13 protein-coding genes and 1 pseudogene are annotated in these 14,493 nt (G+C 72.3%); 4 read left to right on the top strand and 10 right to left on the bottom strand.

Features of this window, described 5'->3' with window-relative positions:
• The 6 genes and pseudogenes from ABD944_RS38710 to ctaE form a co-directional block, all read right to left on the bottom strand.
• A pseudogene (locus tag ABD944_RS38710) lies at positions 1-832 on the bottom strand (hypothetical protein); the annotation flags it as partial.
• Positions 833-1,751: 919 nt separating this feature from the next.
• Positions 1,752-2,879, bottom strand: coding sequence for a glycosyltransferase family 4 protein (locus ABD944_RS38705; protein ID WP_345186176.1), 1,128 nt, complete (start codon positions 2,877-2,879; stop codon positions 1,752-1,754).
• A 70-nt stretch (positions 2,880-2,949) separates the two neighbouring features.
• Positions 2,950-4,584 carry a cytochrome bc1 complex cytochrome b subunit gene (gene qcrB / locus ABD944_RS38700; protein WP_345186174.1) on the bottom strand — a complete coding sequence of 545 codons (1,635 nt, stop codon included), beginning with the start codon at positions 4,582-4,584 and terminating at the stop codon, positions 2,950-2,952.
• Complete coding sequence (gene qcrA / locus ABD944_RS38695; RefSeq protein ID WP_345186171.1) at positions 4,581-5,678, bottom strand: cytochrome bc1 complex Rieske iron-sulfur subunit; 1,098 nt, start codon at positions 5,676-5,678, stop codon at positions 4,581-4,583. The genes qcrB and qcrA overlap by 4 nt, the downstream gene beginning before the upstream one ends.
• Positions 5,675-6,586 carry a cytochrome bc1 complex diheme cytochrome c subunit gene (qcrC, locus tag ABD944_RS38690; protein WP_345186168.1) on the bottom strand — a complete coding sequence of 304 codons (912 nt, stop codon included), beginning with the start codon at positions 6,584-6,586 and terminating at the stop codon, positions 5,675-5,677. Before qcrC ends, qcrA begins: the two co-directional genes overlap by 4 nt.
• A gap of 35 nt (positions 6,587-6,621) precedes the next feature.
• Complete coding sequence (gene ctaE, locus ABD944_RS38685; RefSeq protein ID WP_446678589.1) at positions 6,622-7,269, bottom strand: aa3-type cytochrome oxidase subunit III; 648 nt, start codon at positions 7,267-7,269, stop codon at positions 6,622-6,624.
• Between the two features lie 101 nt (positions 7,270-7,370).
• On the opposite strand from ctaE, the gene ABD944_RS38680 reads away from it, so the two are divergent.
• Together ABD944_RS38680 and trpD are read left to right on the top strand one after the other, a co-directional pair.
• Entirely contained in the window at positions 7,371-7,793 is a 423-nt protein-coding gene (locus ABD944_RS38680) for a type 2 periplasmic-binding domain-containing protein (protein WP_345186163.1), read from the top strand.
• Between the two features lie 82 nt (positions 7,794-7,875).
• Positions 7,876-8,925: an anthranilate phosphoribosyltransferase gene (gene trpD, locus ABD944_RS38675; protein ID WP_345186161.1), complete on the top strand. Its 1,050-nt coding sequence runs from the start codon at positions 7,876-7,878 to the stop codon at positions 8,923-8,925.
• 35 nt (positions 8,926-8,960) lie between these two features.
• Here trpD and ABD944_RS38670 read toward each other — a convergent pair whose 3' ends face one another.
• Genes ABD944_RS38670 through ABD944_RS38655 form a run of 4 tightly spaced genes read right to left on the bottom strand, consistent with a single transcriptional unit; the run spans position 8,961 to position 12,972 of the window.
• The gene (locus ABD944_RS38670; RefSeq protein WP_345186158.1) at positions 8,961-9,770 is read right to left on the bottom strand and encodes an ABC transporter permease; all 810 of its coding nucleotides are present in this window, start codon (positions 9,768-9,770) and stop codon (positions 8,961-8,963) included.
• On the bottom strand, positions 9,770-10,702 hold the full coding sequence (locus ABD944_RS38665; RefSeq protein WP_345186155.1) for an ABC transporter permease: 933 nt from the start codon (positions 10,700-10,702) through the stop codon (positions 9,770-9,772). Before ABD944_RS38665 ends, ABD944_RS38670 begins: the two co-directional genes overlap by 1 nt.
• Entirely contained in the window at positions 10,681-11,889 is a 1,209-nt protein-coding gene (locus tag ABD944_RS38660; RefSeq protein ID WP_345186152.1) for an ABC transporter substrate-binding protein, read from the bottom strand. The genes ABD944_RS38665 and ABD944_RS38660 overlap by 22 nt, the downstream gene beginning before the upstream one ends.
• Before the next feature lie 48 nt (positions 11,890-11,937).
• Positions 11,938-12,972, bottom strand: coding sequence for an ABC transporter ATP-binding protein (locus ABD944_RS38655; protein WP_345186149.1), 1,035 nt, complete (start codon positions 12,970-12,972; stop codon positions 11,938-11,940).
• Positions 12,973-13,050: 78 nt separating this feature from the next.
• On the opposite strand from ABD944_RS38655, the gene ABD944_RS38650 reads away from it, so the two are divergent.
• Positions 13,051-13,767 carry a FadR/GntR family transcriptional regulator gene (locus ABD944_RS38650; RefSeq protein ID WP_345186147.1) on the top strand — a complete coding sequence of 239 codons (717 nt, stop codon included), beginning with the start codon at positions 13,051-13,053 and terminating at the stop codon, positions 13,765-13,767.
• A gap of 17 nt (positions 13,768-13,784) precedes the next feature.
• On the top strand, positions 13,785-14,486 hold the full coding sequence (locus tag ABD944_RS38645) for a cache domain-containing protein (protein ID WP_345186145.1): 702 nt from the start codon (positions 13,785-13,787) through the stop codon (positions 14,484-14,486).
• Positions 14,487-14,493 lie beyond the last annotated feature (7 nt).

The raw sequence follows: 14,493 nt of genomic DNA, 5'->3' as shown, positions 1-14,493 counted from the left end.
GAGGGGGGCGCCGCGGGAGGCCGCCCCGCCCGGCGCGGGCCGGCTCCGCACGGCGGGAGCGCCCGCCCCGCGCCGAGAAGTCGCGGGACCGGTCTCTCTCGGGCCGTCCCGCGCGCCCGCCGAGCCCCTCGGCCCTCGCGTCGAACCTTTCGGTGCGCCCGCCGCGCGGCTCACCGCGGCCGCCGACACCCCCGGTGCGGTCGTCCCGCTCGGTGCGGGCGTCGAACCGCTCCCTCGGGGCGTCTCGCAGCGTGCTCCGCGCGTCGAACCGCTCGGTCCGCGTGTCCCGTTCGGTGCGGGCGTCCCGCCCGGCGCGAGCGTCGAGACGCTCGGTGCGGGCGTCCTGCTGGGTGCGGGCGTCGGAACGCTCGGTTGGAATGTCCCGCCGCGCGTTCCGGGAGCCCGGCCGCTCGCCGCGGGCGTCGGGGCGCTCCGATCGAACGTCCCGACGCGTGCGGGCCGCGTAGCCCGCGGGGTCGTAGCTGCCGCGCGCGTCGAAGCGATCGGCTTTCGCGTCGTCGCGCCGTTCGGGCGGCTCCGGCCACTGCGCCCGGGGGCGCGGCCGCTCGGCGCCCTTGCCGGAACCGCGCGCGCGGGCCCTGGCCTCGCGCCGCCTGATCTGGCGCCGCGACGGCTCGCGCCGCGACGATCCGCGCCTCCGCTCGGACCAGTCCGGCTGCTCCGACCACCAGGACCCTTCGGGCCACTGGGGGGCCTCGGACCGGGGCCCCCGCTCGGGCTCGGGTCCCGTGGACGGGCGCGCGGGCGTCTCAGCCCACGGTGAAGCATGCGTTTGGCTCCGGGACGCATGCCCGTAATCGCGTCGCGCCATGCCCTCTCCTGTGGAGGAGACGGAGAGCACGGCGAACGCCGACACGTTCCGCGCCGCCGGGCCTGACGCCCGGCGGCCGTCCCGCTGAGACATGACGGGACCGCGGTGTCGGAGCCCGCTCGCTCCCACCACGATCCCCGAACGGATTCTCGCGAATCCGCTCGAACACTCCGGGAGCATACGCCCCCGAAGCAACGTGGATGTCAATCGGTGCCGAAAAAGGCCGATGAGCCTTGTCCCGAGGCGCTTTTTCACCTGTACGCGCGGAGTCCGGCCCGGGTTCACGCCTCCGGGCGCGAAGGCCCGGCAGCCTTCTCACCTGCGCGGATCCTCGTTTCCGCGGACGGCGGCTTAGCGACGGCTGATCCGCTCATTAAGGGCGGGTTAACGCCGGCGCCGCGGACGGCCGGCGGCTCTAGCTTCGGAAACGTCAGCGACCGCGGACGCCGGCGGCGGCAGGAGGTGGCCCCATGACACGATCACCGCGACACGGGATCGGCCCGGGGGCGTCCGTGCCTCCGGCGCGTCCACGGCCGGGCACCGTCGCGGGGCCGGGCCCCGCGGCGCCGGATGCCGGGGCCGTGCCCCGCGCTCCCGTCCACGCGGACCCGATCCGTTCCCGCCGGCCGGCCCACGCGGCACGCCTCTCTCCTGGTCCTCCCCCACGAGGGCGCCGGGCGGGCCGGCGGCGGCGGATCAGACCCGTCCCCGCCCGGCAGGGACGGTCCTCGTGGAGCCGGTCTCCGGGGGCGGGGCACGCGCCCACGGCGCCGTTCCGTGCTCGGGCGCACTCGGGCGCCCGAGCACGGAACGGCGTGCCTGCGCAGTCAGCGTTTCCGGGCCGCACTGAGCCGCCGCCCCTGGGGTGAGGACCCGCCTACGGCGCGGGGGCGGGTCCTCATCCTGGGGACGGTGTCGTTCACGGCTCCAGCAGGTCCCCCAGGCGTCTCGCCTGGACGTCCCAGCGCCACTCCCGTTCGATCCAGGCCCGGCCCTTCTCCCCCATGGCGCGGGCCCGGTCCGGGTCCGCGAGAAGGCCCGCCACGGCATCGGCGATGCCGGGGACGGAGCGGCCCGGCACCACGAGGCCCGTCTCGCCGTCCAGGACGGCGTCGGGGGCGCCGCCCGAATCGCCCGCGACGACCGGGAGCCCGGTCGCGGACGCCTCCAGGTACACGATGCCGAGGCCCTCGACGTCCAGGCCGCGGCGGCGGGTGCGGCACGGCATCGCGAAGACGTCGCCCGCGTCGAAGTGCGCGGGCAGCTCCTCCCAGGGGACGCCGCCGGTGAAGACGACCGAACCGCCGACGCGCAGGGACGCGGCGAGGCGTTCCAGGTCGCCGCGGTAGGGTCCGCCGCCGACGAGGAGCAGCGCGGCGTCCGGCACGGACTCCAGGACCCGGGGCCAGGCGCGGAGGAGGGCGTCCTGCCCCTTGCGCGGGACCAGGCGGGACACGCACACCGCCACCGGACGGCCGGTCAGCCCGTGCCGCTCCCGGATCTCCGCCCCGCCCGCGCCCCGGTGGAAGAGCGTCTCGTCGACGCCGGGCGCGAGCCGGGCCATCCGCGCCGCGGCCTCGGGCGACAGGGCCCGCGCCATCCGGGAGCGGGTGTACTCGCCGAGGTAGGTCAGGACATCGACGCCGTCCCCGATGCGGCCCAGCAGGGTGCGCGCCACCGGCAGCGACGCCCAGCCGGCCTCGTGCCCGTGGGTGATCCCGACGAGCCGCCGCGCCCCCCGGCGCCGCAGCGCCGGGGCCAGCAGGCCGAGGGGCGCCGCCGCGCCGAACACGACCGAGTCGCAGCGCTCCGCGCGCAGCACGTCCGCGGCCCGGCGCAGCACGCCCGGCTCCGGCAGCATCAGGGAGCCGGGGTGCCGGACGACGGGGAACGGCTGCGCCGCGTCGAACTCCGCGGCGCCCTTCCAGGCCGGGGCGTAGACGACGACCGAACCGGGCGGGCGGCGCACGGCGAGGCCGTGCACGAAGGCCTGGATGCCGCCCGGGCGCGGCGGGAAGTCGTTGGTGACGACCAGGGTCCGGGTCATCGCGGGCCGCCCGGGAGGCGCGAGGGCCCGCCACCGGCGGTGCGGTGACGGGCCCCCGATGCGCGGACGATCAGTGCCGGACCTCGTGCGACGCGGCGCCGCCCTCGATCTCGGCCTGCTCGCCGTGCGGGTGCTCGTGCTCCTCGACGGGGATGTCGTCGAACGTCCACGCGCGGTTGAGGCGCGAGCGCAGGTGCCCGATCGGGCCCTTGGTGCCGGGCGCCGGGATGCCCTTGGCGTCCCGGGCCGGGGCCTCGGGCCGGGCGTTCTCCTTGGAGAGCAGGACGTGCCGCTCCTCGTCGCGCGGCGCCTCGTGCCGCTCGGAGAACTTCCCGTCCGGCGACATCAGGATCACGCCGCTCTCCACGCCGTGCCCGACGACGTCGGCGTCCTTGCGCTGCAGGCCCAGGCAGATCCGCTTGGTGATGACGAACGCGATGATCGGCCCGAGGAAGAAAGCGACCCGGAAGAACCACGTCGTCGCGAACAGCGACACGTGGAACTTGTCCGCGATGACGTCGTTGGCGCCGGCGATCCACAGCAGCCCGTAGAAGGTGACCGCGGCGATGCCCGTCGCCGTGCGGACCGGGGCGTTGCGCGGCCGGTCGTTCACGTGGTGGTGGCGCTTGTCGCCGGTCACCCACTGCTCGACGAACGGCCAGGCCGCCGCGCCGCCGAACACGATGCCGAGCGGCACCAGCGCCGGGATCAGCACGTTGAAGCTGACCGTGTGGCCCCAGGCGGAGACCTCCCAGTTCGGCATGATGCGCAGCGCCCCTTCGAGGACGCCCATGTACCAGTCGGGCTGGGAGCCCGAGGAGATCGCGCCGGGGTCGTACGGTCCGAACAGCCAGATCGGGTTGATCTGCGCGAACGCGCCGAGCAGCGCCAGGACGCCGAAGGTGAACAGGAAGTAGGCGCCCGTCTTGGCCATGAAGACCGGGTAGAACGGGTAGCCGTACACCTGCTGCTCGGTCTGGTTCTTGACCGGCATCGCCGTGTGCTTCTGCACCCACATGATCATCATGTGCGCGGTGACCATGCCGAGCAGCAGCCCGGGGATCAGCAGGATGTGCAGCATGTACAGGCGCGGGACGATGTCCTGGCCGGGGAATTCGCCGCCGAACAGGAACATGTAGATGTAGGTGCCGACCACCGGGATCGACTCCGCGACGCCCTGCGTGATGCGCAGGCCGGTGCCGGACAGCAGGTCGTCGGGCAGCGAGTACCCGAACAGGCCCTCCAGCATGCCCAGCGTGAACATGCCGATGCCGATCAGCCAGTTCAGCTCGCGCGGCTTGCGGTAGGCGCCGGTGAAGAACACGCGCAGCATGTGCGCGAGGATCGACGCCATGAACAGGATCGCGGCCCAGTGGTGGATCTGCCGCATGAGCAGGCCGCCGCGCACGTCGAACGAGATGTGCAGCGTCGAGGCGTAGGCCTCGGACATCTTGACGCCCTGCAGCTTCGTGTACGAGCCGTGGTACACGGTCTCCGTCATGCTCGGCTGGAACCAGAGCGTCAGGAACGTCCCGGTCAGCAGCAGGATGATGAAGGAGTACAGGGCGATCTCGCCCAGCATGAAGGACCAGTGGTCCGGAAACACCTTCTTCATGTTCCGCTTGAAGAAGGTGGTGGAGCCGAGGCGGTCGTCGAGGAACGTCAGCGGCGCCTCGACCGCCTTCGGGGCTGTCGCCTCGCTCATCCGCGCTCCCAGAAGCTCGGTCCGATGGGTTCGTGGTAGTCGCTCGTGGCGATGAGGTACCCGTCCTCCACGGACAGCGGCAGCTGCGGCAGCGACCGCGCCGCCGGCCCGAAGATCACCTTCGCCGCGTCGGTGGCGTCGAACGTCGACTGGTGGCACGGGCACAGGATGTGGTGGGTGGTCTGCTCGTACAGGGCCGCGGGGCAGCCGACGTGCGTGCACACCTTGGAGTAGGCCACGATCCCGTTGACGTGCCAGTTCTCACGGCCCTTGGCGGGCTTGAACTCGTTGGCGGGGACGTTGATGAGGATGGTGACGGCCTTGGCGTTCTGGGTGAGCACCTGGTCCTCGGGGACCTCCTCCTCGATCCCCTCGGGCAGGACCGTGATCATCGAGCCCGGGGAGGAGAAGTCGCTGACCCGCAGCGGCTTGTTGGTGCCGTCGACGACCAGGCGGGCGCCCTTCTTGCCCTCCGCCTGCGCCTTCTTGACGGCCTCGCCCCAGTAGGTGTGGCGGAGCCGCTTCTCCGGCAGCGGGCCGAGGTCGCGCAGCAGCACCAGCGGGGCCAGGCCGAGCGGCGCGGCGGCCAGCAGCAGCGTGCGGCGCAGCAGGGGCCGCTTGGTGATGCCGCTGTCGGCGGCGCCCTCGAGGAAGTCCTCGGTGAAGGAGGCCCGGGTCTCCTCGTCGGCGGCCAGCTCGTGCCGCTCCTGGACGATCGGCTTGCTGGTCATCAGGCGGCGCACCCAGATGGTGACGCCGAAGGCCAGCGCGAGGAACGACAGCGCCATCAGGCCGCCGAGCCACAGGTTGCTCTCGCGCGCCCGGGTGACGCCGTGCATGCCGCCGTCGCGGCCGCTCCAGCCGATGAAGTAGGCGATGAACCCCACGCTGGCGGCGAACGCGACCAGGAAGAGCGTCGCGACGATCCGCTCGGCGCGCTTGGCCGACGCCTCGTCGAGCTGGTCCCCCACGCCCGCGGGCGCCGAGATGTCGTCCTCCGCGAGCAGGGCCTTCTCGCGCGCCGGGGACGGCGTGCCGATCACGCGTTCGCGCGAGGCGGGCCGGCCCGCCGTGTCCTTGTTGTCGTCGCTCATGACTTCTTCAGCTTCTTCGGCTTCTTCGCGGTGATCCACATGGCGGCCAGGACCAGCAGGCCGATGCCGACCAGCCAGCCGGCCAGCCCCTCGGTCACCGGGCCGATGCGGCCGAGGCCGTTACCGCCGGGGTTCGGCTCCTCGCGCGTCTGGACGAGGTAGGCGATGATGGCCTGCTTGTCCTTCGGCGTGAGCGTCGTGTCGTTGAACACGGGCATCGCCTGCGGACCGGTGAGCATGGCCTCGTACATCTGGGTGGGCGTGACGTCGGGGTTCGACAGCGAGGGCGCGTACTTGCCGCCGGTCAGCGCGCCGCCCTGGCCGGTGAAGTTGTGGCACTGCGCGCAGTTCGTGCGGAACAGCTTCCCGCCGAGCGCGACGTTGCCGGTCTTCGGGTCCACGGCCGACGCCGGGGGGACCTCCGGGCCGCCGCCGAGCGAGGCGACGTAGGCGCTGAGGTCGGAGAGGTTCTTCTCCGCCTGCATCTTCTGCCGCTCGGCCGCCTCCCGCTTGTCCTTCTCCTCGTAGTCGGTCTTGATCGAGGTGTTGAACTCGGGGAGCGGCTTCTTGCGCGGCATCTGCGCGCCAGGGTTCGCCGCGGGCATGCGGCCCGAGCCGACCTGGAAGTCGACGGACGCGGCGCCGACGCCGATGAGGCTCGGGGCGATCGGGTTGCCCTTGGCGTCCTTGGTGCCCTCGGCGTTCAGCCCGTGGCAGCTCGCGCAGTTCTTGTTGAACAGCTGCTGGCCGTTCTTCAGGTCCTGCGCCGCCTGGGCGGTGGTCTGCGCCTCGGCGCGGTCAGTCCGCGGCGAGAAGCCGGCGTAGATCGCGCCGATCGCCGCCAGGGCCGCCAGCACGACGGCGTAGCCCGCCCACGGGCGCCGTCGCCATGCGGTGATCCTTTTCACGGAAGTCCCCGTTCGGGTCATGTCGGTCGGGTCGGTCAGATGTCGAGCAGGTAGACGACCGAGAACAGGCCGATCCACACCACGTCGACGAAGTGCCAGTAGTAGGAGACGACGATCGCGCTCGTCGCCTGCTCGTGCGTCCACCGCTTGGCGGCGTAGGTGCGTCCCAGGAGGAACAGAAACGCCACGAGGCCGCCGATGACGTGCAGGCCGTGGAAGCCGGTGGCCAGGTAGAAGACCGAGCCGTAGGCCGAGGACGAGAAGGTGAGGCCGTCCTTGGTGACCAGCTGGGAGTACTCGTAGGCCTGGCCGGCGACGAAGTAGGCGCCCATGAGGAACGAGAGGACGTACCACTCGCGCAGGCCCCAGCGCGCCACGTTGAACACGCTTCCGTCACGTCCGACCTTGCCGGCCTCGGCCTTGAACACGCCCATCTGGCAGGTCACCGAGGACAGCACCAGGATGGTCGTGTTGACGGCCGACAGCGGCAGGTCCAGCGGGGCGCCCGGCCACGCGTGGTGGCCGGACTGGCCGATCGTCACAGAGCGGATCGTGAAGAACATCGCGAACAGCGCCGCGAAGAACATCAGCTCGGACGACAGCCAAACGATCGTCCCCACGCTGACCAGATTGGGACGGTTCGCCCGTGCGTGAGGTGTTGTCTCTATCGCGGATGCTGTCACGCCAGCATTATTGCGCCCCTATCCAGTGAGTGACGCATGACCCCCCTTCTAGGGTTCCCCGAGCGTGTCACCGGTGCCGCGACCCGGTACCCTTCAGGTCCATGAGCACCGCCCCGGAGAGCCCGATGAAGGTCCTCGTCTACAGCGACGACGCGAACACGCGCGCCGAGATCCGGATGGCGATCGGGCGCCGGCCCGCCGCCGACCTCCCGAAGGTCGAGTTCGAGGAGTGCGCCACCCAGCCCGCGGTCGTGGCGCGGCTCGACCAGGGCGGCGTCGACGTCCTGATCGTCGACGGCGAGGCGCAGCCCGCCGGCGGTCTCGGCGTGTGCCGCCAGGCCAAGGACGAGGTGTACGACTGCCCGCCCGTCCTGGCGATCATCGGCCGCCGCGACGACGGCTGGCTCGCCACCTGGTCGCGCGCCGACGCCGTGGTGGGCCTGCCCATCGACCCGATGGCCCTCGCGAACGCCCTCGCCGGCCTCATGCGGCAGCGCGTCCAGAACCGCCTCCCGGCCCTGTAGCCGGCGGGCCGCACCGCACCCCCGGCACCGCACCCCCGGCACCGCACCCCCGCAACGCACCCACCACGACCCTGTAGGCGACATGGACGCGCGCACCAGCTGGCCCGCACTGCTCAACGCCCTCGTGTCGGGCGACTCGCTGTCCAGCGAGGAGACCACCTGGGCCATGAACAGCATCATGTCCGGCGAGGCCACCGACGTGCAGATCGCGGGCTTCGCCGTGGCGCTGCGCGCCAAGGGCGAGACGGTCGAGGAGGTCACCGGCCTCGCCGCGGGGATGATGGACAACGCCACGCCCATCGAGGTTCCCGGCCGCATCGCCGACCTCGTCGGGACGGGCGGCGACCGCGGCCACACCGTCAACGTCTCCACGATGGCCGCCGTGGTCGCGGCCGCGGCGGGCGTGCGGGTCGTCAAGCACGGCAACCGGGCCGCGTCGTCCTCGTGCGGCGCCGCCGACCTGCTGGAGCACCTCGGCGTCGCGATCGACCTGCCCCCCGAGGCCACCGCGCGGGTCGCCGACGAGGTGGGCATCACCTTCTGCTTCGCGCCGCTCTACCACCCGGCCCTGAAGTACGCCTCCCGCACCCGCAGCGAACTGGGCACGCCCACGGTCTTCAACTTCCTCGGCCCGCTGACCAACCCGGCGCGCCCCCTGGCCCAGGCCGTCGGGGTGTTCCACCCGCGGATGGCGGGCGTGATGGCGGGCGTGTTCGCCGCGCGCGGCTGCTCCTCTCTGGTCTTCCGGGGCGACGACGGGCTGGACGAGCTGACCACCACGGGCACCTCCACCGTGTGGGTCGTGCGCGACGGGACGGCGACGGAGACGACCTTCGACCCCTCCGACCTCGGCATCCCGCCGGCGAAGCCCGAGGACCTGCGCGGCGCCGACGCGGTGTTCAACGGGCGGGTGGCCCGCGAGACGTTCGGCGGGCGGCGGGGGCCCGTCCGCGACATGGTCCTGCTGAACGCCGCCGCGCTCATCACCGCCTACGAGGGGACGCCGGCCGCCGCCGACCTCACCGCGACGCTGGGGGCCGCCTACGAGCGCGCCGCCGCAGCGGTCGACTCGGGGGGCGCCGCCTCCCTCCTCGACCGCTGGGTCGACGCCTCCCGGCGCCTGCGGGGCTGACGCTCAGCGCCCGCCCGCAACGGCTCCCGCCGCGCTCACGCGACGCCGCGGGCCCCGCTGGACAGCCGCTGCGCGATCCAGATCGGGATGACCGACAGCACGATCAGGGCGGCCGCGAGCACGTTGACGACCGGGGCCTGGTTGGGCCGGAACAGGTTGTTGAAGATCCAGATCGGCAGGGTCTGGGCGCCCGGTCCGGCGGTGAACGTGGTCACGATGATCTCGTCGAAGGACAGCGCGAACGCCAGCAGCCCCCCGGCGAGCAGCGCCGAGCGCAGCGCCGGGAACGTGACGTGCCAGAACGTGTGGAACGTGTCGGCGCCGAGGTCGGCGGACGCCTCCTCCAGGCTGGTGCCCGTGCGCCGCAGCCGGGCGAGCACGTTGTTGAAGATCGTGACGACGCAGAACGTGGCGTGCCCGACGACCACGGTGAACAGGCCGAGCCCGATCCCGAGCGGCTTCAGCACGACCTGGAAGGCGTTGCTGAGCGCGATGCCGGTGACGATGCCGGGCAGCGCGATCGGCAGCACGACGACCAGCGAGACCGTCTCGCGTCCGAAGAACCGGTGCCGCGCCACCGCGAAGGCCGCCATGGTGCCGAGGACGAGCGCGGCGGCCGTCGCGCCGAGGCCCGCCTTGACGCTGGTCAGCACGGCCTGCCGGGCGCCCTCGTTGTGCAGCGCCTGCGACCACCAGCGCCCGGTGAACCCCGACGGCGGCCAGCCGAACGCGGTGTCGGCGTTGAAGGAGTTGACCAGCACGACCAGCAGCGGCACGTAGATGACGGCGAGGCCGAGGAACATCAGGACGCGCAGGGCGATCCGCGCGGCGGGCGAGAGGGTCATCACAGCTCCCTGAGCGCGCCGGTGCGGCGGGCCGCGGCGAGGTAGCCGAGCATCACCACCACCGGGATCGTGGCGACCGCCGCCGCGAACGGCAGGTTGTTGGCGGCGCCGATGTTGTCGTAGACGACGTTGCCGAGCAGCTGGCTCCGGCCACCGACGATCTTCACGGTGATGTAGTCGCCGAGCGACAGCGAGAACGTGAAGATCGATCCGGCCACCAGCGAGGGGAACACCAGCGGCAGCACGACGGACCGCAGCGTGCGCAGCGGGTGGGCGCCGAGGTCGCCGGAGGCGTCCAGCAGCGAGTCCGGGAGCCGCTCCAGGCCCGCGTAGACCGGCAGGATCATGTACGGCAGCCACAGGTAGGCCAGGACGATCACGGTCGCCGTGAGGCCGTAGCCGGGGCTGGAGAGCCCGAACGGCCCCAGCACCTGGTCGACCAGGCCGCCCTGGGCGAGCATCACCCGCCACGCGTACGCCTTGACGAGGTAGGCGGCCCACAGCGGCGCCAGGATGGCTATCACCAGGTAGGGCCGGTGCCGCGGCTTGGCGACCTTGGCCATGTACAGCGCCATCGGGAAGCCGATCGCGGTGTCGATGAGGGTGACGGCCGCCGCGACGCCGAGGCTGCGCAGCGCGACCGTCCGGTAGACCGGCTCGTCGACGAGGGTCTGGAAGTTGGCGAGCGTGAACTGCCGGACGACCTCGCCGGTGAAGACGTCGGTGGTCCAGAAGGCGGTCAGGAAGATCGCGGCGAGCGCGCCGAGATAGACGACGACCAGCCAGGCGAGCGGCGCCGACAGCAGCAGCGACAGGCGCAGCCGCGGGCGGCGGTGCAGCAGGGCCGCCGCCCGGCGCCGGAGACCCGGCGCCGGGCGGCCGTCCTCACCGCCGGTGAGGGCGGAGCCGGTCATCCCTTGATCGCGGTCCACGCCTGGGTCCACTTGGAGTAGTCGACGCACTTGACGTCCTTGCGCCCGTCGAGGCACTGCGCGATCGGCGTCGTCCAGAAGTGCACCTGGGAGAAGTAGTTCTCGTCGGTGGCGTGGAAGGTGTCGCAGAACTTCTTGTCCGCGGTCTCCTGGCACGCCTTCGCGTTCGCCGGGGCCTCACCGAACCACTCGGCGACCTGCGCGTTCGCCTTGGGAGAGACGATCCAGTCCATCCACTTGTAGGCGCAGTTGGGGTTCTTGGCCTTGGCGCCGACCATCCAGGTGTCCGACCAGCCGGTGGAGCCCTCCTTGGGCAGGGTCACCTTGACCGGGGCCTTCTCGCCCTCCGCGAGGTTGGCGATGACCTGCCACGTCGTCCCGAGGACGGAGTCGCCGCTCTTGAACGCCTGGACCTCCTTGGTGTAGTCGGACCAGTACTCGCCGATGAGCCCGCGCTGGGTCTTCAGCAGTTCGACGGCCGCGTCGAACTGCTTCTGGTCGAGCGAGTACGGGTTCTTGATGCCGAGTTCGGGCTTGGCCGTCTTGAGGTAGAGCGCGGCGTCGGCGATGTAGATCGGCGAGTCGTAGGCGGTGATCTTCCCCTTGTACGGGGAGTTGGCGTCGAACACCGCGCCCCACGAGTCGGGGGCCGTCTTGACCTTGTCGGTGCGCCACATGAGCAGGTTGGCGCCGCGGCCGTGCGGGATGCCGTAGGCGACGTTGTTCACCGAGTTCCAGGGCTTGTTCTTCAGCCCGGCGAACACGTCGGCGTAGTTCGGCACGAGCCCGGTGTTGACCGGCGCGACCGTCCCGGAGGCGATCAGCCGCAGCGAGGCGTCGCCGGAGGCGGAGACCGCGTCGTACTCGCCGGTCTTCATCAGGGTCACCATCTCGTCGGACGTGCCGGCGACCTTGGTGTTGACCTTGCAGCCGGTCTGCTTCTCGAACGGGGTGACCCAGTCGACCTTGGGGTCGTTGGAGCCGTCCTCGGCGTACCCGGCCCAGGCGACCAGGTTGACCTGGCCCTCGCTCTGGCCGAGCGACTTCTGCATCGGCACCTTGGGGACCGGGAAGGCGCCCTGCCCGGCTCCGGTCGCCTTGTCGCCCGAGTCGCCGCCGCAGGCGGCGGCCGCGAGTCCGATCGCCAGCGTCGCCGCGGCGGCGGCCGCCATGCGCGTGGACCACATGGGGAACTCCTTATTGTGGGGGTTTTTTGGGGGGTTCGTTGGGGTGGCTCAGGGGGTGGGCGCCGGCGTGGAGCCGGCGCCCGCCAGGTGGAACTCGTGCGCCTCGTGCCAGCTGATCCGGACGCGTGCGCCGCGCCGGCCCATCACGTCCATGGAGGAGGTCCGCAGGTTCTGCTGGAGCGCGACGACGCGGCTCCCCGACTCCAGGTCGATGACGAAGCGGGTGACCGCGCCCGCGTAGACGACCTCGGCGATCGTGCCGAGCGCCTGCCGGTCCCCCGCGTCCGGCCCGTCGTCCCGCGCGCCCTCGCCGTCCATGTGGACGGCGATCTTCTCCGGCCGCACGCAGACCTCGCCGATGCGGTTGGTCGTCCCGACGAAGCCGGCCACGAACTCGGTGGCCGGCCGCTCGTACACCTCGGCCGGCGTGCCGACCTGCTGGACCCGGCCGCCGTCGAGGACCGCGATCCGGTCGCTGAGGGTCAGCGCCTCCTCCTGGTCGTGGGTGACGAACACGAAGGTGATGCCGGCCCTGCGCTGGATGCTCTTCAGCTCGACCTGCATCTCCTCGCGCAGCTTCAGGTCGAGCGCGCCGAGCGGCTCGTCCAGCAGCAGCACCTTCGGCTCGTTCACCAGCGCCCGGGCGAGCGCGACCCGCTGGCGCTGGCCGCCCGACAGCTCGGCGGGGCGGCGCGCCCGCATCCCGTCGAGCCGGACGCTGCGCAGCGCCTCCAGCGCCCGCTCCCGGCGCTCGGACTTCGGCACCCGCCGCACCTTCAGGCCGTACTCGACGTTGCGGAGCACGTCCAGGTGCGGGAAGAGCGCGTAGTCCTGGAAGACGGTGTTGACGTCACGGTCGAACGGCGCGAGCGCCGTCACGTCCCTGCCGCCGAGTTCGATCGTTCCAGCGGTCGGCCGCTCGAAGCCCGCGATGAGCCGCAGCACGGTCGTCTTCCCCGACCCGGACGGGCCGAGCATCGAGAAGAACTCGCCGTCCCTGATGTCGAGGTCGACGCCCGCCACCGCCTCGACGGGGCCGAAGGCCTTGCGCAGATCGCGGATCCTCACCGCTGAAACCGGCATGACCGAAAACATATGGAGTCAGAGGTTTAAGTTCAAGTGATGTTCCGGTATCACTGTGTCGACACCGGGAGGGGGCCCATGGACAGCGCGCACCTCGTCGTGTTCGCTCCCGTCGACAACACCGCGCGGGTGCACGCGGTCGTGCGGCGCCTGGGCGACGCGATCGCGCTCGGCCTCCTCGCGGACGGCGAGCAGCTGCCCAGCGAGACCGACCTGTCGGCATATCTCGGTGTTTCGACGGTCACCCTACGCGAAGCGCTGATGGCCTTGCGTCAGCAGGGGCTCATCGAGACCCGCCGGGGCCGCGGCGGCGGCAGCTTCGTCAGGGCTCCTGCCAGGGCTTTCGACCTCGACGAGCGGCTGCGTTCGCTCAGCGCGGAAGAGCTCCGCGACCTCGGCGACCACTACGCCGCCATCGCCGGGGCCGCCGCCCGGCTCGCCGCCGGGCGGTCGCTGCCCGGCGACGTCCGGCGGCTGCGGCGGTCGCTGGAGGAGATGGCCGGGACGGAATCCGGCACCGGGACGTGCCGGCTGGACGGCCGGTTCCACCTGGAGGTCGCCGCCGCCTCCCAGTCCGGCCGGCTCACCCGGGAGGAGATCCGGCTCCAGGCCGAGCTCGGACCGCTGGTGTGGGCCGTGCACGATCTTCCCGAACGGCGCGGGCCCGTCGCCGCCGAGCATGCCCGGCTCGTCCGGGCGATCGAGGCGTCCGACGGCGCCGAGGCACGCGATGTAGCTGAAAGTCACGTCTCGAATGCGGTAGAACGTCTGATTGAACGACGGCTCGCACTCTGAGACCCCGAGGGGGACCCATGCCCGCCGAGCCACCGGCCGTCGGCGCGGCGGCGGCACACGTCCGCGCGACCCTGGACGGCGTGTTCACCACCGTGGCCCAGGTGCGCGACGCGGCCGCGCGGCGTCTGGAGGACGTCCGCCGCGCCGGGCGCTCCCCTGCCCGCGACGACCTCGCCGCGCTGCGCCCGCTGCTGTTCTCCCATCTCGGCCCGCTCGTCTGCGGCCTCGGGTTCATCGCCGCGCCGGGCCTGCTCGCCGACGCCGCCTGGTACATGGAGTGGTGGCAGACCGGCCCGGCCGGGCGGCCGTCCCAGCTGCTGCGCGACCTGAACCCCGAGAGCAGCGTCCTGTACGACTACACCGACTGGGAGTGGTTCACGGGGCCGCAGAGCGGGGCGGAGAAGACCGTCTGCGGCCCCTACGTCGACTACCTGTGCAGCGACGAGTACGTCCTGACCCTGTCGGCGCCGGTGCGCGTGGACGGGAGGTTCGCGGGCGTCGCGGCCGCCGACGTGTTCGCCCGGACGTTCGAGAACGAGATCGTGCCGGCGCTGCGGGAGATCCCCGCGCCCGCGTTCGTCGTCAACGCCCCCGGCCGCGTGATGGCCTCCAACACCGCCAGCTGGCCCCCGGGGGCCGTGTACCGGGAGCTGCCCGGCTACGCCGCCCGCTCCTGCGGGGGCGGCATCGACCGCGTCGCCCTCGTCGTCGGCGGCTAGCCCCGCA

Source organism: Actinomadura verrucosospora, from assembly GCF_039540335.1.
Lineage (GTDB): Bacteria > Actinomycetota > Actinomycetes > Streptosporangiales > Streptosporangiaceae > Spirillospora > Spirillospora verrucosospora.
The sequence above is the reverse complement of the archived record's forward strand: the minus strand, read 5'-3'. Positions and strand labels throughout refer to the sequence as shown.

Bases quoted from the DNA above. Each gene is read 5' to 3' on its own strand.
- ABD944_RS38650 (WP_345186147.1), top strand. From the start codon at position 13,051: ATGGACAGCGCGCACCTCGTCGTGTTCGCTCCCGTCGACAACACCGCG.
- trpD (WP_345186161.1), top strand. From the start codon at position 7,876: ATGGACGCGCGCACCAGCTGGCCCGCACTGCTCAACGCCCTCGTGTCG.
- ABD944_RS38680 (WP_345186163.1), top strand. From the start codon at position 7,371: ATGAGCACCGCCCCGGAGAGCCCGATGAAGGTCCTCGTCTACAGCGAC.
- ABD944_RS38705 (WP_345186176.1), bottom strand. From the start codon at position 2,879: ATGACCCGGACCCTGGTCGTCACCAACGACTTCCCGCCGCGCCCGGGC.
- ABD944_RS38645 (WP_345186145.1), top strand. From the start codon at position 13,785: ATGCCCGCCGAGCCACCGGCCGTCGGCGCGGCGGCGGCACACGTCCGC.
- qcrB (WP_345186174.1), bottom strand. From the start codon at position 4,584: ATGAGCGAGGCGACAGCCCCGAAGGCGGTCGAGGCGCCGCTGACGTTC.
- ABD944_RS38655 (WP_345186149.1), bottom strand. From the start codon at position 12,972: ATGCCGGTTTCAGCGGTGAGGATCCGCGATCTGCGCAAGGCCTTCGGC.
- qcrA (WP_345186171.1), bottom strand. From the start codon at position 5,678: ATGAGCGACGACAACAAGGACACGGCGGGCCGGCCCGCCTCGCGCGAA.
- ABD944_RS38670 (WP_345186158.1), bottom strand. From the start codon at position 9,770: ATGACCCTCTCGCCCGCCGCGCGGATCGCCCTGCGCGTCCTGATGTTC.
- ABD944_RS38660 (WP_345186152.1), bottom strand. From the start codon at position 11,889: ATGTGGTCCACGCGCATGGCGGCCGCCGCCGCGGCGACGCTGGCGATC.